20 protein-coding genes and 1 tRNA gene are annotated in these 19,954 nt (G+C 35.9%); 7 read left to right on the top strand and 14 right to left on the bottom strand.

Going from position 1 to position 19,954, the window contains the following annotated elements:
• Positions 1–84 precede the first annotated feature (84 nt).
• The 5 genes from N7603_RS08120 to N7603_RS08140 are packed head-to-tail and all read right to left on the bottom strand — an operon-like array spanning position 85 to position 2,693.
• Complete coding sequence (locus tag N7603_RS08120; RefSeq protein WP_262096936.1) at positions 85–510, bottom strand: DNA cytosine methyltransferase; 426 nt, start codon at positions 508–510, stop codon at positions 85–87.
• A 13-nt stretch (positions 511–523) separates the two neighbouring features.
• Positions 524–727, bottom strand: a complete 204-nt coding sequence (locus tag N7603_RS08125; protein ID WP_262096937.1) for a helix-turn-helix domain-containing protein — start codon at positions 725–727, stop codon at positions 524–526.
• The gene (locus tag N7603_RS08130) at positions 724–1,467 is read right to left on the bottom strand and encodes a hypothetical protein (protein ID WP_262096938.1); all 744 of its coding nucleotides are present in this window, start codon (positions 1,465–1,467) and stop codon (positions 724–726) included. Before N7603_RS08130 ends, N7603_RS08125 begins: the two co-directional genes overlap by 4 nt.
• The gene (locus N7603_RS08135) at positions 1,457–2,398 is read right to left on the bottom strand and encodes a tyrosine-type recombinase/integrase (protein ID WP_262096939.1); all 942 of its coding nucleotides are present in this window, start codon (positions 2,396–2,398) and stop codon (positions 1,457–1,459) included. Before N7603_RS08135 ends, N7603_RS08130 begins: the two co-directional genes overlap by 11 nt.
• Positions 2,388–2,693, bottom strand: coding sequence for a hypothetical protein (locus tag N7603_RS08140; protein ID WP_262096940.1), 306 nt, complete (start codon positions 2,691–2,693; stop codon positions 2,388–2,390). Before N7603_RS08140 ends, N7603_RS08135 begins: the two co-directional genes overlap by 11 nt.
• A 253-nt stretch (positions 2,694–2,946) precedes the next feature.
• Here N7603_RS08140 and N7603_RS08145 point away from each other — a divergent pair, with 253 nt between their 5' ends.
• The 4 genes from N7603_RS08145 (at position 2,947) to N7603_RS08160 (ending at position 7,007) form a co-directional block, all read left to right on the top strand.
• Positions 2,947–3,600: a helix-turn-helix domain-containing protein gene (locus N7603_RS08145; protein WP_262096941.1), complete on the top strand. Its 654-nt coding sequence runs from the start codon at positions 2,947–2,949 to the stop codon at positions 3,598–3,600.
• A 111-nt stretch (positions 3,601–3,711) separates the two neighbouring features.
• Positions 3,712–3,939, top strand: coding sequence for a hypothetical protein (locus N7603_RS08150; RefSeq protein ID WP_262096942.1), 228 nt, complete (start codon positions 3,712–3,714; stop codon positions 3,937–3,939).
• The gene (locus N7603_RS08155; protein WP_262096943.1) at positions 3,932–5,545 is read left to right on the top strand and encodes a recombinase family protein; all 1,614 of its coding nucleotides are present in this window, start codon (positions 3,932–3,934) and stop codon (positions 5,543–5,545) included. Before N7603_RS08150 ends, N7603_RS08155 begins: the two co-directional genes overlap by 8 nt.
• Entirely contained in the window at positions 5,538–7,007 is a 1,470-nt protein-coding gene (locus N7603_RS08160) for a recombinase family protein (protein WP_262096944.1), read from the top strand. The genes N7603_RS08155 and N7603_RS08160 overlap by 8 nt, the downstream gene beginning before the upstream one ends.
• 203 nt (positions 7,008–7,210) lie before the next feature.
• On the opposite strand, the gene N7603_RS08165 is transcribed toward N7603_RS08160, so the two are convergent.
• Positions 7,211–7,284 (bottom strand) — tRNA-Cys (locus N7603_RS08165).
• Between the two features lie 56 nt (positions 7,285–7,340).
• A complete protein-coding gene (locus N7603_RS08170; RefSeq protein ID WP_262096945.1) occupies positions 7,341–9,284 on the bottom strand; it encodes a 5'-nucleotidase C-terminal domain-containing protein in 1,944 nt (647 codons plus the stop codon).
• A 169-nt stretch (positions 9,285–9,453) separates the two neighbouring features.
• Between N7603_RS08170 and N7603_RS08175 the strand changes: the two genes are divergently transcribed.
• A complete protein-coding gene (locus N7603_RS08175) occupies positions 9,454–11,565 on the top strand; it encodes an ATP-dependent Clp protease ATP-binding subunit (RefSeq protein WP_305072008.1) in 2,112 nt (703 codons plus the stop codon).
• Positions 11,566–11,602: 37 nt separating this feature from the next.
• Here N7603_RS08175 and N7603_RS08180 read toward each other — a convergent pair whose 3' ends face one another.
• The 6 genes from N7603_RS08180 to N7603_RS08205 form a co-directional block, all read right to left on the bottom strand.
• A complete protein-coding gene (locus N7603_RS08180) occupies positions 11,603–13,093 on the bottom strand; it encodes a glycoside hydrolase family 13 protein (RefSeq protein ID WP_262096946.1) in 1,491 nt (496 codons plus the stop codon).
• 89 nt (positions 13,094–13,182) lie between these two features.
• Positions 13,183–13,791 carry a Pr6Pr family membrane protein gene (locus N7603_RS08185; protein WP_262096947.1) on the bottom strand — a complete coding sequence of 203 codons (609 nt, stop codon included), beginning with the start codon at positions 13,789–13,791 and terminating at the stop codon, positions 13,183–13,185.
• A gap of 82 nt (positions 13,792–13,873) precedes the next feature.
• Positions 13,874–14,425, bottom strand: a complete 552-nt coding sequence (locus N7603_RS08190; protein WP_262096948.1) for a chromate transporter — start codon at positions 14,423–14,425, stop codon at positions 13,874–13,876.
• Positions 14,422–14,976, bottom strand: a complete 555-nt coding sequence (locus N7603_RS08195) for a chromate transporter (protein ID WP_262096949.1) — start codon at positions 14,974–14,976, stop codon at positions 14,422–14,424. The genes N7603_RS08190 and N7603_RS08195 overlap by 4 nt, the downstream gene beginning before the upstream one ends.
• Before the next feature lie 108 nt (positions 14,977–15,084).
• The gene (locus N7603_RS08200; protein ID WP_262096950.1) at positions 15,085–15,477 is read right to left on the bottom strand and encodes a protein-export chaperone SecB; all 393 of its coding nucleotides are present in this window, start codon (positions 15,475–15,477) and stop codon (positions 15,085–15,087) included.
• A 71-nt stretch (positions 15,478–15,548) separates the two neighbouring features.
• The gene (locus N7603_RS08205; RefSeq protein WP_262096951.1) at positions 15,549–16,784 is read right to left on the bottom strand and encodes an aminopeptidase; all 1,236 of its coding nucleotides are present in this window, start codon (positions 16,782–16,784) and stop codon (positions 15,549–15,551) included.
• Positions 16,785–16,898: 114 nt separating this feature from the next.
• Between N7603_RS08205 and N7603_RS08210 the strand changes: the two genes are divergently transcribed.
• Both N7603_RS08210 and N7603_RS08215 read left to right on the top strand, forming a co-directional pair.
• Positions 16,899–17,660: a MerR family transcriptional regulator gene (locus N7603_RS08210; RefSeq protein WP_262096952.1), complete on the top strand. Its 762-nt coding sequence runs from the start codon at positions 16,899–16,901 to the stop codon at positions 17,658–17,660.
• Between the two features lie 35 nt (positions 17,661–17,695).
• Positions 17,696–18,283, top strand: a complete 588-nt coding sequence (locus N7603_RS08215; RefSeq protein WP_262096953.1) for a zinc ribbon domain-containing protein — start codon at positions 17,696–17,698, stop codon at positions 18,281–18,283.
• Positions 18,284–18,291: 8 nt separating this feature from the next.
• On the opposite strand, the gene N7603_RS08220 is transcribed toward N7603_RS08215, so the two are convergent.
• A complete protein-coding gene (locus tag N7603_RS08220) occupies positions 18,292–19,929 on the bottom strand; it encodes a putative bifunctional diguanylate cyclase/phosphodiesterase (RefSeq protein WP_262096954.1) in 1,638 nt (545 codons plus the stop codon).
• Between the last annotated feature and the right edge of the window lie 25 nt (positions 19,930–19,954).

Consider the following 19,954-nt stretch of genomic DNA (forward strand, 5'->3'; position numbering starts at 1 on the left):
GGGTATTATGGTTTAAATCAAATTCTAGATATGAATCTCGCGCTTTTCATTATGGGTTCTCTTATGGGTGCCATCAGTTTAGGTTTATTCTATTATCTTAAACCTGTTGCTGACAGACAATTTAGGCAATTCTTCTGATTCCTTAGATGTGATTAACAATCTTTCAACTTCCCATAAAAGTGATGATGCTGTGTTTGAATTACGATCCATTCCTTTCATTGAGCCTGCTAACGAAATATCTGTGCATGGAGCTGAATAGCATAGTAAATCTACTTTGGGTAACTTATCAACTGTAGTTATGTCTCCAAGGTTCATAACATCTCCATGTAACATTTTGTATGCTTCAATTGCGTACTTGTTTATTTCTGAGATACCTTTTAACTCATGCTCCATTTTGTTTCTTCTCAACGCTTCAGCATATCCACCTATGCCAGAAAAAAGTTCAACGACAGCCAGTTTTTGGGTTCGTTTAAAAACAGGTGAAAAATCACCTTTTAATTCTATATTCATGATGGTTTCTCCCCTATTTATTTTTTAATGTATCGATTAGTTTTTCTTTAACTTTAATTTCTTTCAGTGTTAGAAATTTTTCTAGAGATTCTTCAGTTACTCTAAGCTGATTTCCCAGGCGAATTGCTTTTAATTCACCTAAAGCTATATACTTATTTATTGTTTTTCGTGAGACGGCTAACATCTCACACACTTCAAATACGCTATATATTTTCATGATCTTTTCAACTTCCCATTTGCTTTCTCAAGAATTTCGTTGATATATCGAATACCTTTATCCGAAACAACGATTTGTGTCGTTTTCTTCTCTTTATCTCCAATTTGACTTATCCATGTGAAGAATCTAAAACAGCCATTTTCTACTAAACTTGGAGTAGGTCGACAGTACTCATCAATTGCACCACTTTGTCTCAAATGACCCAACAATTGTGTATATGATGTTTTATATTTAAGTTTTTCATGCACTCTTCTTAAAGGCACCATCGACGTATTATCTGTAAATTCAAAATAGAGTTTTGCTCCCTCTTTTAATTCTTCCAGTTGCCCTTCAAGCACATTGATCTTCCTTGTTTTCTTCTCGAAACTTGAAATGAGTTCATCTTGTTCTTCTTGAGGTAGAATCATTCCCTTTGTATATCCAGTGTATGAAGTTTTTAAGTCACTTATAATAGTTAGAATTGATCTTGCATAATACTCAGCATCTTTTAATTTTGAGAAGTTCTTGATGATTTCGATATCCTCTTCTGCAACACCAGCAATTTTTTTCACACTTGAACCTATTTTGACATCAAAGTAGTTTAAATTGCCTCTATATTTTTCTGGTAAATTCTTGACTTCTAAATCAAATAATTTTTTCATGTCGTTAAGTTCTATAAAATAACAATGTAGTTTTTCGCTAAATATGATTCGTACGGTTTTGCCATTATAAACCGTTACCGTGAATACTTTATTTTTCATGTCTACCTTCCTTTTTGGTCTTAAGTATTGCATTTGAGACTAATTCATTCGTCCCTGATTTCATTTTTTCGACTAAGTGTGAGTAAATTTGTGTGCTGGTAATGCTTGAATGTCTAAGTGATTCTTTAACTTCTAATATTGATGCTCCCTGTATAAGTGACAGTGTTGCAAATGAATGTCTTGTTGAGTGTGCAGAAAATGCTCGACTATCTAAACCTATTGAGCGAAATGCATCTTTGACCATATTTCTAATGACAGCTGTCTTCATTCTTATTTCTGTTCCGTTTCTAAGATACGTTGTGAACAAGGGATTATTGCGTTCTTGAAAACTATTGTTATCCCTGGTTTCTAAGTATCTAAGGATAATCTCATAAACATCTTCAGTTAGTTTGACAAAGTTATCTTTATCATCTCTACCTTTTCCTTGGATGTAAAGAACATAACCATTTCCGACAACATCAATGTCTTCTATATCTGCTCGTTCAACTTCTATAGCTCTTAGACCAGTGGTAAACAATAATGCAAGTATTGCTAAATTTCGTTTCCCCTTTATCGTGTTTATCTTCTTTCTTGCATTATAGATAACTTTTCTAATATCTTCTTCAGTTAGCGGTTGTCTTTTATAAGTCGTTGCAACCTTAACTCCTTTAACGGCATATGTTATATCTTCATCAATACCATTCAGTTTCAAATATCTATAGAATCCTCTTAAAACAACCAAAGATTTTTGGATAGATGATGATGATAATTTTCTTTTAACAAGGTAATCTTTATATGCTAGAATTACATTCCTGTTTGGGTTAGTTATGTTATACGCATTAAGATACTCAATGTAAGATAATAGTGACTTCTTATATGATTCTTTAGAAATCTCCTTTAAATCAAGAAATGAAATGTATTCATTAACTTTGTCATTTATATCATATTTCATCGTCCATCACCCATCTGCCTTCTCTTCTTATGCCTAAGGATCTACGTTCTTTTTGATACTCTAGTTCTCCCTTACAGAGTGTTTCGAAATCTGTTTTTAAAACTGTTGCTAGATCATTTAGAAATACTACATCCATTCGATGTCCTTTTATCCCTTGCTCAATTTGGTAATAATATGGTTTTGATAGTAACATATTATTCGTCACCTCATAAATCGATAATTGAGCATTTTTTCTAAGCTCATAAAGATACATCCTTAAGTGGGGTCTTTGTTTCTTGGTATTGCATTCATTCACAACGCATCTCCTCCTGGTTGTGATAATTCTAGCAATCAATTAACAAAAACTTTTATCTCTGGTAAATACAACTTTTAACATTTACTATTTGTAAAATCTATATACTAGAATTTGCCCAAAAACAAATGTACAGTATATTTATTATATATTTTTGTCGTTATTTTTGCTTTAATAATTTTTTATTTATAGGAATGCATGTTTACTTATTGTAAAGTTGCTGTTATGATATAATAAAGGAAAAAGAGGTGAGCTCATGAATATTCCGCTGAATCAAATCGTAGGTAAGAATATTAAATCATTACGTATGTACGCTAATATTACTCAATCAAAATTAGCCGATTTACTTAATGTCTCAACTGCAACAATATCACTCTTCGAAAAAGGGGAAAGATCCGTTTCACTTGAACATTTACTTACAATATCCAGAGTTTTTAATGTGAAAATTGATGAGTTATGTACAGTATCCACTTATGAAATGCACCAGGAAAGTGAAGTCTATTTCGAGCATTTTAAGATTGGTTCATCGACAATTTATACTTATGGTGAAACGAGAATTTCTAATCCTCATTCAATGTACTTCACATTAGAAGATTCCAACGGTGACACATTGATTTTTCTTCGTTCTACAGAAGTTACTGAAGGACTAATGCTCGTGTCTGAAAGTCAGATTCTAAGTAGACTCGAAAGAATAGATATTGATGAGTTAAAAAACAAAAGGTTGTTCCTAACAACAATTTCCACTTTTGATCGACAAGATGGAAAAGAACCTATTTACACATTCACTGATCATTCCGGTAAGAATATGATTATGAAGAACAAGGCGATGTTCATCTATTACGGATACTTGATTGCTAGAATCAATCATCTAGCAAAAACTGAAGAGTTCTTCTTTGAAATAAAGTCTTAATGTTGTATGCTGTGAGCCACCCTATTGGCTCACTTTTTTTTGATAGAATATGACTGGGTTAGTTACACGTTAGAATTACATTCCTAAATCTAAATTTAGGAGTTTTTTTATATGAACAGTTACAAAGTGTTAAAATCAGCGCTATATGAATCAATCATCTTATCTCTCTTGAAAAGAAATATTATTTCGCTTAATGAAGCCATCGGTTGCCTTGATGAAATTGATAAAGATAATAAGACCGACAAAGACTTGAATAAAGAAACGATTATGGTAAAACAAAAAGGACTTACCAATTATAGAACTGGTAAGTCAGATTTGGAGGACAGTAATCATGGATAAATTTATTGAAGTTATTAAACCAATTCAGACTCAAAAATCTAGTGAAATCGGAGTCATCAAACGTAAGAGAGTCGCTGCATATGCTAGGGTTTCAACAGACTATGAAGACCAACTAAACTCATATAAGGCTCAATGCGATGAATACACGCAAATCATCACATCTAACCCTAACTATACTTTTGCAGGTTTATTTGCAGATCAGGGTTTATCAGGAACTCAAGCTAAGAAAAGACCTGAATTTATGAAAATGATTGCGTGTGCCAAAAATGGTGAAATCGATTTAATCTTAACAAAGTCAATCTCTAGATTTGGACGTAATACAGTGGATGTTATAACGTATATTAGGGAACTTAGAGAAATTAATGTAGAGATATTTTTTGAAAAAGAAAACATCTCTTCTCTTGATCCTAAAATAGATTTTATGTTGACGATTTTATCTTCGATTGCACAAGAGGAATCACGTGCGATATCAACAAATGTCAAGTGGTCATATGACAAGAAATTTAAGAATGGAATCGTGGATCCAAGAAGATTTTATGGTTATGAAGTAATCGATGGGAAACAAGTCATCAATGAAGACGAAGCTGTAGTTGTTAAACAGATTTTTACATTGGCTTTGAAGCGATATAACATCAATGACATTGTCAAAACACTTAACGTTGCAGGTATAAAAACACTTAATGGAACGACATGGAAATATGGATCAATTCGAAGCATTTTACAAAACGAGAAATACTGTGGTGATGCACTTTTAAGAAAAACTGTATGTATTGATTACTTGACAAGGAGGACCGTCAAAAACAACAACATTGCGGATAAGTATTATGTGTCTAACAACCATGAGGCTATCATAGATAAAGAAACTTTCGACTCTGTTCAGTTGTTGCTTAAAGATAAGTCAGATACTGTAAGAAACTTGAACAAGACCACTAAATATCCCCTTACAGGCATTCTTTACTGTCCTAAGTGTGGTAGAACATTAAAAAGACAACAAGTCAATCGTGGGGCGAATATGACGGTAGTCTTAAACTGTAATCATTCCTATGGGAATGACCATATTTGTAAGAGTGGTTCTCCTAAATATGATTTGGTCGTAAATGCTGCAGTCGATTCAATTCAAGAGATATATGCTAATGACAGAGTTCTATCAAGTCTCTTTGAAGTTTTTGATAATAATGTTGCTCTTAACGAACTTAGAAATCAGTTGTCTACTTTAAAAGATTCTAACAAGCATCTTCACTCCCTACATCATGAATATCCAGACAATAATGACATCGTCAAACAGATTTTATATAACGACTCACAGATAGAAACTCTTCAACAAGAGCTAAGCAGTAACTTATCTACTTCAGTTCGACTTGATTACATTAAATCACTCGTAAAAGAGGAACAAATGAAACTTGATACCGTAAATTTCAAGGATATCTTTTCCCTGGTTTTAGCGGATGAACATAAAATCATTTTCATCATTTCACCAACAAAAAGTCTAACCTCACTCGTTGAAGATATACCTTCAGTTATAGAAATTGAGTCCATTCTGAGTAAAATGTATATTTCTAAAGATGAGCAAAGTGGAATCTTTTATGAGGTTAAAATTTATGAATAGGGTTGATGTAATCAAGGTTATACATAAACCAGGAGTTAAAAAGAGAACCGTAGGTTATGCAAGAGTTTCAACTTCAGATGAACATCAAGACAGTTCTTATAGAGTTCAACTTACAGAACTTGAAGAATCCATAAAATGTAATCCTTCATATGAATTCATTGGTGTGTTCAAAGATAGGAAAAGCGGAACTAGCACTAAGCATCGAAGCGAATTTAATACCATGATTGATTTAGCAATGGCTGGGGAAATTGATGTAATCATAACAAAATCAATTACCAGGTTTGCACGTAATATTCTCGATACCATATCACTCGTTAGAAGTTTGAAACAGAATAACGTTGAGATAATCTTTCAAAAGGAAAACATATCTTCTTTAGATCCACAAATGGAATTTGTTTTATCTGTATTGGCTATGCATGCTGAAGAGGAATCAAAAAATATTTCCGAGAACACGTTATGGAATATTAAGAAGAAAATCCGTAATAAAGGCAACTTCACTACTCAGTTATATGGGTACAAGATAAATGGTGAAAAATGGACTGTTCTCGAATCAGAAGCAAAAATCGTTAGAATGCTATTTAGTATGTATATCAATGGGGATACTTACAAATCAATGATTGAAAAACTTTATCGAATGGGTATTAAGTCTGTAACTGGTAAGGATCGGTGGAATCCTGGAACGATTGAACAAATGCTTTTAAATGAAAAGTATGCAGGTCATATGGCACTATGTAAAAGTTATACATTCAATGGTAGTTCTCTGCGTTCCGGACGACTTTCTAAACAGGAGAATATGATTAGAAACCATCATGCGCCAATAGTGCCACCTGAACTATATGACAAGGCAATGGCTCTAAGAGAAAGTAGAACCAGAAATAAAATTGAAGGTTATGTTCCATTATCAGAAAGAGTTACTCCTTACTATCAATTTGTCTATTCTATTGAAAACTGCAATTACCTAAGATACGTCGTTGAACGTCCAAAGGGTAAATACGAAATTCCAACACTTTACTGTTATAACTCAGAAAGAACTAATCGAGTTATGGTAAAAGTGTCTAATCTTTTTTCAATCATCAATCATGCATTAGTCAATTTAAAGAAGTCTGATTTAAATATGTCTTCTGTCATTAGCCAAATCATAGACTCAAGAATCCAAAGCATTAACAATTTTACTGATGATTCTGTAGACAAACTGTTACTGATATCAAAGAGATTGATGTATACTCAATCAAAGAAAGCATTGCCGAATTTTATTAAAAGGATTAAGTCAATACAAAACCTTGAAGACATTGAGAAGATACGGAATATAATAGACTTTGTTAATATTGACGGTGATTATCATTTTCACATCAAACTTTCATTGATCAAAAATGGACAACTTAACATGAACCTCATTTCTTCGAACATCAGCTTAAAGATTGGAAACGTACATAAGAATGTCAAGTATACACTTTATGTATAGGGTTCAATCACTTGTAACGGACTTTAAAATAATCGGTTCAATCACTTGTAATGGATTTATTTACGACTCATCTATTCAATCACTCGACCTATCATGAGAGACACACAAATCTTATGATAGGTTCTTTTTATACAAAAAAATGCCCAATTAGGGCATAAATTTGTGTAATTAGCTCGTTTTATCGAACCAATTCAAGATTATTTTGGAGGCCCCGACCGGATTTGAACCGACGATCAGGCAGTTGCAGTGCCGTGCCTTACCACTTGGCTACAGGGCCATTTAAAACGTGCTATTACATTATAAACGAGGAATAGCACGTTTGTCAATTAGTTGTTAGATGTGTAAAGATAGAAAGCTTCTATTGTATAGAAATGTGAGGGGAACGAGGATTGCGTTGGTTGTATCAAAAGTCGAATAAACTTGACTTTGACGCGTTAATTCTTCAACCACCATATCTCTTAATAGTGTGCCATCAAATTCAGGATTAACTCCGTTTACGAACGGGTATTCGGTCTTATCGAATAGATAGTCGTTGGTTGCGACCTTATAGAGTTTACCTGTTTCAAAGTTGGTAATGGTAGAGCTGTAGGTGTTACCGCCCACACGCATGAAGCTACGCACTTGTGCACCGTCTAGATAAACTGTTTTAATGGTGTTATCAAACGGGAAGATCTTATAAAGTTTTCCTAAGGTAATGTCTTCATTTGCGAGTAATCCATCTCTAGTCCCACCATAATTGTGGAATGCGATGTCTGCGTTTGTAGTCTTACGCATGAGATCCGCTAACCAATCGGATAAGGTTGTCGATGAAATCGATCGAGCTGTTTTAATGATTGGGGTATTAAATAACACATCGGTTTCAGTTTTATACTTATCAATAATGCTTTGAATACCTGGGTCTTCTGTTGTTAAGGTTGAGTGGTCATTAACATTACTTAGTGTCGTTTGACCATTACTCAAATCGATACGGATTTTACCGATGAACTTACCATTAGATCCACTTTGGATGATTTGCATACCGTTATTGGTTTCGATGTAACGTCTGTGTGTATGCGCGTTAAATAGAATATCGACTTTTTTATTTCCTGTAAAACGGGCTACTGCCGAATTTAAATCTTCACCAGAGTCATGGGCGATGGCTAATACATAATCAACCTTTTCTACAGTTCTTAAGTGTTCTGCGTACTGTCCAATATAATTTGCTGGTGAAGCGAAATAATAACCATTGATACGACTTTGTGCAATCGAAGACTCTAAACCTTCACCGATTGTACCGATGATACCGATTTTAACATCACCACGTTCGATAATGGTATACGGTTCCATGTGTTCGATAATCGTGGTCGTGTTGGAATAAAATGCATTCGCTGCGAGTAATGGGAAGGTAGCTTCGCCATTTCCATAATTGCCATCAAAGTAATTGGTGACTTGGTCAATACCCCAGTCAAACTCGTGGTTACCTAACGCCATCGCGTCAAAGTTCATGGCGTTCATGATGTTTAAAGTGGATAATCCCATATAGTAGTTTGAAAGCGCTGAGCCTTGGAACATATCTCCACCTGCAAGTAATATGACACCATTTGGGTTGGAGTTACGGTGGAAGTTTATATAGTTCGCGATATAGGCTAAACCTAAATCGTCGTTTTGTGGTTCAATCGAACCATGTAAATCATTCAAATAAAAGATATCTAAGTAGTCAACAGGTGTAGTTACTTTAGACCAAGTAGCGTACAAAGTCATGCTTTCGGTGACTGGATTATTAAAGTTGAATGCTTCACTCGCTGTGGTCTCTTTATGCCACGAAACAAAGGTATACCCTGGACGTGTCGGTGCGACAGGTGCGGACACGATTGTGTTTATCTTCACTTGAATGGGCTGAACCAATGATCCACCTAATGAGTTAAAGGTAATGGTAATATAATCCGGTTCTGGTAATTTGGTTACTAAAACCTTAAAGGATTTCGATATGGATTTACCTTCTAAGTCTAAAAAAACGGTTAGGGTGACTTCAACATCACCCGTTTCAAAACTAGGTCTAATTACTTCACCAGAAAGTTTAATCACTTCAGGCTCATCCGTGGTCCAAGACAGTTTAATCAACTTATCTTTGTATGAAAGTGTATTGGGTAATTCAACATTTTCAATGGTGGTTTCAGGGATGACAATTTGTGAGACAGCTTCTTTTAAAAATGCGTTCACATCGAATGTATCTTCAACACAGCCCCAAAGCCCTAAACTGAGTAATACCAATGAAACGATGGTTAGTAATTTTTTCATTAAACAAACTCCTTATTCTATAAGCACTTCATTATAGCACATTTTGGAGTCTAAAGTAAGTGTTTTCTTTTGATGTAACCCTGTTGACAAGGCAACCTAAAGAGATTATAATAAGGGTGAATTAGCACTCTAAAGCATCGAGTGCCAATATTAAGGAGTTGATACACCTATGATGCCACAAATGGAAAACTATGACAAAGACGAAAACATTCTTGAAAAATTCGGCCGAAACATCGTTGAAGAAGTCAAAAAAGGTAAAATCGATCCGGTCATTGGTCGTGAAGATGAAATCCGTCGAATGATCAAAATACTATCGCGTAAGACTAAAAATAACCCTGTATTAATTGGTGAACCAGGGGTCGGTAAAACGGCCATTGTCGAAGGCTTAGCCCGCCGTATTGTCGATAAAGACGTCCCACTGGGTTTACAAAACAAAATGATTTATGAACTCGATTTAGCCTCGCTTGTCGCTGGTGCAAAATTTAGGGGTGAATTCGAGGAACGTCTAAAGGCTGTCTTGAATAAGATTAAATCCTCTGAAGGCGACATCATCTTATTCATCGATGAAATCCATACGATTGTCGGAGCCGGTCGGGCCGATGGTGCGATGGACGCTTCGAACATGTTAAAACCGATGCTAGCGAGAGGGGAATTACACTGTATTGGTGCGACTACTTTAAATGAATACCGTAAGTATATCGAAAAAGACACCGCTCTCGAACGTCGGTTTCAAAAGATTCAAATCGATGAACCGACTGTGATGGATACTATATCGATATTACGTGGTTTAAAAGACCGCTTTGAAGCCCACCACGGCGTTCACATTTCTGATAACGCGATTGTTTCTGCAGCTACACTTTCTAATCGATACATCACTGACCGTTTCTTACCGGATAAGGCGATTGACCTCATCGATGAAGCCTGCGCTTCGATTCGTATGGAAATCGACTCAATGCCGGTAGAACTCGACTCTGTGATGCGTAAGATTATGCAACTAGAAATCGAAAAGAGTGCGTTATCCAAAGAATCGGATGCCTTGTCCAAAGAACGTTTGAAAAAGATTCAAGATGAACTCATTGAACAACGTGCGATTGAAGAAAAGTATAAATCCCAATGGGAATCCGAAAAGAAAGAACTCGAAGCCGTCAAGAAGCTTAAGAGTGACTTAGAAAGTTTAAAGACTCAACTTCAAAACGCATTTAACCAATCGGATTACAGCACAGCAGCTGAGTTACAATACTCAAAGATTCCAAAACTAGAAAAACTAATTGAAGAAAAGACACATAACAACAAAGAACGCATGATTGCTGAAGTCGTTAGTGAAGATAACATCGCTGAAATCATTTCGAAGTGGACACACATACCTGTGGAAAAACTCGTTCAAGCTGACCGTGATAAGCTCTTAGGTTTAAAAGACCATATGGCCTTACGCGTCATTGGACAAGACCACGCGCTTAAACTCATCAGTGACGCGATCATCAGACAGCGTGCTGGGATCAAAGACGCGAATAAACCGATTGGTTCATTTATGTTCTTAGGTCCTACTGGTGTCGGTAAGACTGAGGTTGCGAGAAGTTTGGCGGAAAACCTCTTTGATGATGAGTCACATATTGTCAGAATCGATATGTCCGAGTATATGGAACGCCATAGTGTTTCTAGACTTGTCGGTGCGCCTCCTGGATACGTTGGTTACGATGAAGGTGGACAACTCACCGAAGCGGTTAGACGTAAACCGTATTCGATTGTGTTATTTGATGAAATCGAAAAAGCCCATCCAGAAGTATTCAATATTCTCTTGCAGATCTTAGATGATGGCCGTTTGACCGATAACCAAGGTCGTACTGTAGACTTTAAAAATACCATCATCATCATGACTTCTAATTTAGGTAGTGAATACTTACTCAAAGATACGGAAAAGGGTAAAGTCGAAGTGATGAATTTAGTAAAGGATACCTTTAAACCGGAATTTTTAAACCGCATCGATGAAATCATCATCTTTAACCCACTTGGATTCAACGTTCAAGTCAAGATTGTTGAAAAGATGTTACTCGATTTACAAACCCGTTTAGCGGATAAAGACATTAAGATTCTATTCACAGAAGACTTAAAGAAACACATCCTCAAAAATGGTTATTCGATGGAATATGGTGCGAGACCAATTAAGCGTTATATTCAAAAAGAACTCGAAACCTTTATCGCTATAAAGATGATTGAAGGCTTCATTGAACCACATAAAGCTTATACTTTAACTGTTAAGGATGACACTTTACAATTTGAATAACAAAATGCCCTAGATTTTAGCGTCTAGGGCATTATATTTATACTCTCTTGTAGGGGGTATAACTCTTCTCAATTTGGGTTCTTGGTTTTAAAATAACAAATCCTTTTTTAGGGAGTGTTACTTCAAGTAATCCAGCAATCAAGGACACCTGTTTAGCTTCACCAAGTAATGTATCAAACTTAGAGTAGTTCATTAAGGATGAGTCTTGAACCATCATGCGTTCAGTTACGGATGCTTCTGTCGGATTTAGAATCACTAAAACTGTATCTGAAACATTATCTGTGTAGCGTTCGAACGCGACCAATTTGGTTGCTGAAATAGGCAAGTAATCCCCAACCATTAAAGCTGTTTCTTGTTTATGGATTTGAATGAGTTTTTTTACCCATTGTAGGCGTTCATTCTCTACTGTATTAAGATCCCAACGCATCGGTGCACGGTTTTCAGGGTCGTTTCCACCTGTCATACCGAGTTCAGAACCATAGTATAGGTTTGGAGACCCAGGGAAGGTAAATTGTAACACTTCAGCTAATGCTTGATTTTCTTTATTCAGACGGTGATTGAGTCTTACGGTATCGTGGTTATCTAAAATATTCCACGATCTTAGTAAACCATCAATCCCACAGTCTGTAACCATCTTCTCTAATAAAGTATTCACTGTCTTCGGTTCAAAAGTACCTTCAACCATACCAAAAGTGATTTCTCTTAAAGTAAAGTTCATCACACCATCCATCGAGTTTAACCACCGTTTAGGATAGTTCCATGTTTCACCCACAATTAAGGCGGTTGATTTTTCTTGATGGGCATGGGTTGTTAATTCTTTTAAGATGTCATATCCAATATCAAAAGCGACATCCAATCTAAAGCCATCAACCCCTGCTTTTAAATAGCTTTTAATCACTGAAGTATCTTTTTGATAGATATAATCCTTTACAGCCTCATTTTCCAAATTGAGTTCAGGTAAGCTTTTCGCATCCGCCCACAAACGAACCCCTTCCGGGTAAGCCTCATTAAAGTCAAACCAATTACGGTAAGGCGAGTTTGGATCTAACGCATTTTGGAAATAGGTTGACCCTACACCCATATGGTTAAATACACCATCTAAGATCAAACGCATATTGGATTCATGAAGACTTTGAGCTAATCGCTTCAAATCTTCTTGTGTACCATATTCTTCTGAGATTTTTAAATACTCAGTCGCGTCATATTTATGGTTCGATAAGGATTCGAAAATCGGATTTAAATAAAGCATGTCGATGTCGAGTTCCTTTAAGTAATCTAACTTAGTCATTAAACTTTCTAAGTCGCCACCGTAAAAATCAAGCTCATGACTCCAGTATTTGACATCTTCTAAAAAGACGCCACCTTTTGGTGTTTCTGTCCAAGATTTGAGTTTACGTGGATATGCGTATAAGGCTTCCTTCTCTTTAAGTTTTTGACTCGGTACGAACCGGTCTAGAATGACTTGATAAACAATTCGCCCCATGTTTGGATTTTTAAGACGTTCGTCGTATAGCCAAGGTTTTCTCATAAATACACCTGCTTTCGGTTTTGTATTATACCATCATATGCATGATTTTGATAATTTCACTTCTCTAAAACGGGATACAGGTTCACTAATTAAACCAAATTAAAATGCTCATTCAACCATTGTTTTAGTCCAATCAGACCCAATCCAGTGAGTGTCAAAATCGGAAAAACAATGAAGAAATTGACTATCAGCATTTGGAAAACCCCTTGTTCAGGACTGATGAATGGATAAGGATAATACCCCGTAAATAACCCTGCAATTTGAGCCACCAAAAAATACAAAGTCGGATGGATCCATAAGAGTTTAATATCTTTGAATAGGGGTTCTGTTTGAATGAATCCAAAGTATAAAGTCGTAAATAATATCGGTACGATAGTGTGTGTCACGAGCATCAAGAACTGCTTAATCTCATTGAAATCTCTGTCATACTCGCGTAACAAGAGATTATATACGACACCTGTCAGTAAAATGTCTAATAAAGCAATGCTTGAAAGCGCCTTAAACCATTTGGATTTATCGAACCCAAAAACCATCATGAAGGAAACAACAAAGACCAACAAGTTACTTTGATTCGTGAAGTAATGGATATTCCCAATCCCAAACTCAACATAGCTATAAAAGGTGCCAACCATCGAAAAAGCGAACGTGACTAAAAGTAATACAAACTTAATAGAATGCACAATATAGGGTTTTAACATAAAATAGTCCTCACTAGCCTTATTATACAAGAAAACCCCTACTTTATGGAGTTTGAATTTCTCCTAAATGAGGGGTTTTATACTATAACCAATAGAAAAATATACCTAAAACTGCACTGATGATGACCAAATGAATCGGGGTGAGTTTCTTATAGAAGGATAACCCTAATACTACTCCGAAAATGATTAAAGCGATAGAGTCAAAGTTAATTTCAACAAAATAATCGCCTAAGATACTGTGCAATAAAACCGATAATCCCGCCGCTAAGATCAGACCTAAGATGACTGGTTTTAAGAAGGACAAGACCGTTTGAACCGGTTTGGTTTTAATGAACTTACTGCTAAAATACGCGATCAATAAAATGATGATAAAACTTGGTAAAACAACCCCTAAGGTCGCGAATACAGAACCCCAGAATCCGTAAGTATGATACCCTGCGAAGGTCGCCATATTGACCGCGAACGGCCCTGGTGTAGATTCTGCTATGCCAATAAATTGATTGATTTGGTCTACCGTTAAATAGCCACCAATGACCATTTCCTGACGAATGAGTGGAATCATTGCGTACCCACCACCAAAGGTGAATAAACCAATTTTAAAGAATACAACGAAAAGTTCTAATAGTTCCATCATGCTTGTTTACCTCGCTTAATCGCGGTGTATATGAGCGCGAAAACCGCAGTCAGTAAAAGTAAGAATACCACACTGAAATTGGTAAAGAACGCAACTACAAAAGCGATACCTATCAACAAACCATTCAGGATGTTTATTGAGACTTTTTTTGAAAGTTTGAACAACGCATGGAAAATCAACACTGGTACCCCTGCAGAAATGCCTCTTAGCGCATTTTGTAAAATCACACTATCATTGAAGGCTTCTAAGAATAAAGAAACCAATAAAATGACTATGAAACTTGGTAAAACAACACCGAGGGTCGCAAGTAGGGAACCTAAGAATTTCGCTTTGTGATATCCAATGTAAGTTGCACCATTGATTGCGAATGGCCCTGGGGTCGCTTCACTGATGGTGATGAGTTCTAACATGGTATCCTCATCAATCCATTTTTTCTTTTCAACGATATCTTTTTGCATAACCCCAATCATCGCGTATCCACCCCCAAAGGTGAATAAACCAATCTTGAAAAAAGTTAAAAATATATCTAAATAACTTCTTAATTTTTGCATAAACAATTACCTCATTTTCATTATACTCATTTGATTCATTTTGTCAAAAAAAGATGACAACCTTTTTTAGTTGGTTGTCTCTCATTTTCATAATGGAAAAAACTAGAACTAATTCGCCTGATCCTCTTTAAATAAATGATACGCATCCACAAATGGGATGAATAGGGGTGGTAAGAAGGCTGCGTTCGTTAAATTGGTTACAGTCGATCTTAAATAAGGGTATAAAATATGAACCGCGTCTTTCTTTAAGAATTCAATGACATCGATTTCTAAGGCGTTTTCGAATTCAAAAATACCTCTTAACGCGATGGTGATATTGACTGGTAATTGGACATCTAAGGTATCCTTGACCATAAAGATGAGTTCTGTGAAATATACATTTTCAGCAATTTTCCCAGTATTTCTGGTGATGTGGTGATTGAGTTGATAAGTCCCCGTCACATTTTTATTGATAAGATCTAATTTGGATACAACAATATTCATTCGTTTATAGGCTAACATAAAGTGTCCTCCATTATCTAAAGTATACCATGAATCCCCAAAAATAAAGAAAAACCCCGAAGGGTTTCTCACTAAATTACAAAGTTTCCGTCTTTGAACACAACGACTTCTGAACCGTCGTGCTTCACACCCACAATGGACATGTCTTTTGAACCAAACATGAAGTCAACATGGATTAAAGACTTGTTATAGCCTTTCTTTTCAAGTTCTTCAATTGGGGTATTTAAACCATTCTTGATGTTCATTGGATATGCTCTACCTAAAGCCATATGGCAGCTCGCATTTTCATCATATAATGTGTTTAAGAATAATAGGTTTGTATTAGAAATTGGAGAATCGTGGCTGATTAACGCAATCTCACCAATGTATCTTGCGTTTTCATCGGTATTGAGTAATTCTTCTAGAGCTTTCATTTCCTTCTTCGCTTCGAATTCGACGACTTTACCATCTTTGAAGATTAAGTAGAAATCTTCAATTAAAGTGCCCTGATAGTTTAAAGGTTTTGTCGCAACCACTTTACCAGAGGTTGCCCATTTTAGTGGCATGGTGAAGGATTCTTCAGTTGGGATATTTGGATTAAAGTAGACGCCTGTGGTTGCGTGTTCGCCGCCACCAGACCATACATGGTCTTCCACTAAGCCTACAACTAAGTCAGTTCCAAGGCTATTTTTGAAGCGTAGTTCTTTAAAGTTGAAGTCATTTAAAATCTTGTTGTGTTTGGATAGGTTTGCGTTGTGTAAATTCCAATTTTCAATTGGGTCGGAATCTTCATACACACGGCACGCATTGAAAATCGCGTCCCATAACGCTTCGGTTGCTGCTTCGCCTTTTAAGTTCGGGAATACAGCTTCAGCCCATACTGGGTTAGAGGCTGCAACAATGGTCCATTGACCTTTGTTGCCCATGGTGTATTCTCTTAAGAATGGTAAAGCTTTTTGGCTTGAGGTTAATGCTTTCGCCATCTTGGTTGCGTCAACGCCTTCATTCACACCAATGACTGGGGAAATGACATTTAAGAAACAAGCGCCTTGTTCTACATAATACTTATTGGTTTCGATGATGTAGTTTGGCACTTCTTCTAAGGTTTCAACGCTTTGGTAGTCATAAGCATAACGAGTGATTTGTTCATCAGACCATTGGACAATGACTTTACTAGCGCCACATTCGTAGGCTTCCTTAACAATTAAACAGGTTAACTCTTTGGTTTCAGTGGTTGCACGGACAACGACCAATTGGCCTTTTTGAACGTTCACGCCGACTTTACATGCGAGTTTTGCATATTTTTGTAATAACGATAATTTTGGCATATTTATTCTCTCCTTGTTGCTAATTATAACATAATTAAAAGAAAAGTGAATATTGTGTTAAAATATAGTTGACATTAACGTAACGTAAAGGTTTATACTCTTATTTGAGGTGAAATGATGCTATATACAATTGATGATGTTTCAAAATTGACTGGCCTGTCCAAAAGGGCTTTACGCTTTTATGAAGAAAAAGGGTTGATTAAATCCAAACGTAATCAGGCAAATTATCGAGTCTATGATTCATTCGATTTGGACCGAATTCAAACGATTTTATTCTTAACTGCGTTTGAAATCGATTTAGCAACCATAAAGGTTATTCTAAATGACCCTGACTTTGATTTACTCTCTTTATATGAAACTCATTTAGGCTCTTTATATGAAAAAAGACAACAACTCGATTTAATCATCTCAAACCTCACACTCACGATGGACGCGAAAAGGAGAAACGAACCCATGAAAGACACCGACAAATTCAAAGGATTTAAACAAGATTTAGTCTATAAGAACGAAAAACTCTATAAAAAGGAAGTTATTGAGAAGTATGGTCAAGAAGCTTATGAATCCAGTAAAAAAGCATTTCTCAATATGAGTGAATCCGATTTTAATCGATTCAAGACACTTGAGGAATCCTTATTTGAAGCACTAGAAAAAGCATCAAAAGCTACAGGGGCATTAAAGGATACCTACATGCAGGAAATCTATTTAACCCATAAAGCGTGGATTACGCTTGCTTGGGGTTATTATAATGAAGAGGCACATTTAGGTGTTTGTCAAATGTATTTAGACGATGAACGTTTTAAAAAACATTACGATAGTCGTAAAGAAGGCTTCGCTCAACTTTTATTAGATAGTGTAAAAAAATCATTAAACCGTTAAGTCGTTTTCATGATAAAATAAATGGGGGTGCATAAATGATGAGTAAACCCATTGAATGTAAAAAATGTGGTAAATTGAATAAAGCGGATGCGGTAGTCTGTTGGAACTGTGGGCACGATATACAGCCCAAAATGACACCTAAAGAAGCGATTCATTCTGAAATCAAATACCGTCATGAAGTGCTACATAAGAAACGCGTTCGTAAGTTTTGGATCTTTACATCGATTACACTGGTGGTTGTATTTTCAATCATCTTAGTCAATAGTTTCTATGGCATCATGCGAGATATTCAACCAGAGGATTATCTGTCTTATGTAACCATTAAAACAGTGGATGACAAAACCTATATTGAAATCGAGTTTGATGGGGTGGATTTAAATAAAACCAAATTAGACTTGAACTCGATTATCCTATCGAATGACGATAACACACTCGAAATCAAAGCCTCTAAAGAAAACCCTTGGGAAGTAGATTATGCTTATGGCTATATCCGTGCACGTCTAATTATTACTACCCCAGTGAGTGAACTTATGGTGTACGATACGGTTTCTGTACGATTTTCTTATTTGGTATTTTCAACCATCTTAGAAGTCCCACAAGAACACCTCTATTTTAATGAATAAAAGCACAATTACTGTGCTTTTTTGTTTAATAAGTCGTTGTCTAATAGTTCAGCGGTATTGGGTCTAGAATAATAAAACCCTTGTAGATAATCTGAACCATGAGCAATGGTCGCTTCTTTTTCGTAGAGTTCTTCAATACCTTCACAGACGACTTTCATTTTAAGTTCATGTGCAACATCAATCATGAATTTAAGTAATGGTACAACGTGGTCTTTGGATTTAATGTTTCTAACGAAGCTTCGATCGATTTTAATGATATCAATCGGTAACCTTTGAAGATAGGTTAATGAAGAATAGCCAGTACCGAAATCATCTAAAGCAATTTGGAAGCCCATTCGTTTTAAGGCTAATAAAGTCATAATCGATTCATCAATTTGAGTCAAGACAGCGGATTCCGTAATTTCTAGAATGAGCATCTTAGGATTACCCTCAAACTTCTTTAGTAAAACTTGGATATCGTTTAAGAACGAAGGGTCATTCAGGACACGCGCAGAAAGGTTCACCGAAACCGATAGCTCGATGTTTTGTTCTTGCCAGATCTTAATTTGCTTAATCGATTCTTTAATCACGAAATAAGTAATCTCTTTAATGTGTCCTGTCTTTTCAGCAATCCCGATAAAATCGAGTGGTGGGATATTGCCTTTGACAGGGTGGTGCCAACGTATCAAGGCTTCTACTTTGGTGGCTTTCCCTAATTTTGAGTTTACAATTGGTTGATAGAACACTTTAAATTCACGGTTTCTAACCGCTTGATAAAGCATATTTGATATCTCAATTTGGCGTTTCATCTCAGCGTGGTATTTTTCATGATACACAACGATTTGATTTTTACCGAGTTCTTTCGCTCTCCCTAAGGATAAATCAACGTTAGATAATAAGGCTTGTGTGGTTATCCCGTCATCTGGGTAGATACAAACCCCAATCGATACAGTGATATAGAACTCTTCATGGTCTAACATAAAGGATTTCTTTAATGAGGTAGCGTTTCTTCTAATGATTTCAAGCATTTGGTCTTTATTATGAAATTCCTTAAGAAGGATGATAAAACCATCGCCACCAATTCGACCGATTTGATGAGGTTGCCCGGCAATGCGCTTGAGTTCATTTGATAATAGCAATATCAATTCATCACCGACCGTATGCCCTTTGATTTCGTTGATGTTAGAAAAATCATCGATATCAATGTAAACTAAGCCAAGTAATTCATTCGGATTTTTTTCGATATGCTCATCGATTAGTCTCGTAATCATGTTTCTAGTATATAAACCCGTTAGGGAATCATAATACGCAATTTGTTCTAATTCATTCTCAAGTTTTCGTAAAGAATCATTGGTTTCATGGAGTTTAACTAAAGTCGTATTGAGTTGAGACATAACGTTGTAATAACTTTCCATACGCTTCTTAATGATGATATAAAACACATACCCCGTAATCGCGACATAAAACAATCCCTTAAAAAGTTGAAACCCTTCTACTTTTGCGGGATCACCAATCAAGAAGTTTAAGGCCATATCTGAAAAGAAAATCCACAATACCCCGATGACAATATACAGCCCAATCAGTTCTAGAGCATTGCGTAAAGGGGTCACTTTAAAAGCAGCGTCAAAGCGTTCGATTTCGTTTTTGAGGTTGTTTTTATTTTCCATAATTACTGCCTACCTTTACCTTCAT

This window comes from Paracholeplasma vituli, from assembly GCF_025446935.1.
Lineage (GTDB): Bacteria > Bacillota_I > Bacilli_A > Acholeplasmatales > UBA5453 > Paracholeplasma > Paracholeplasma vituli.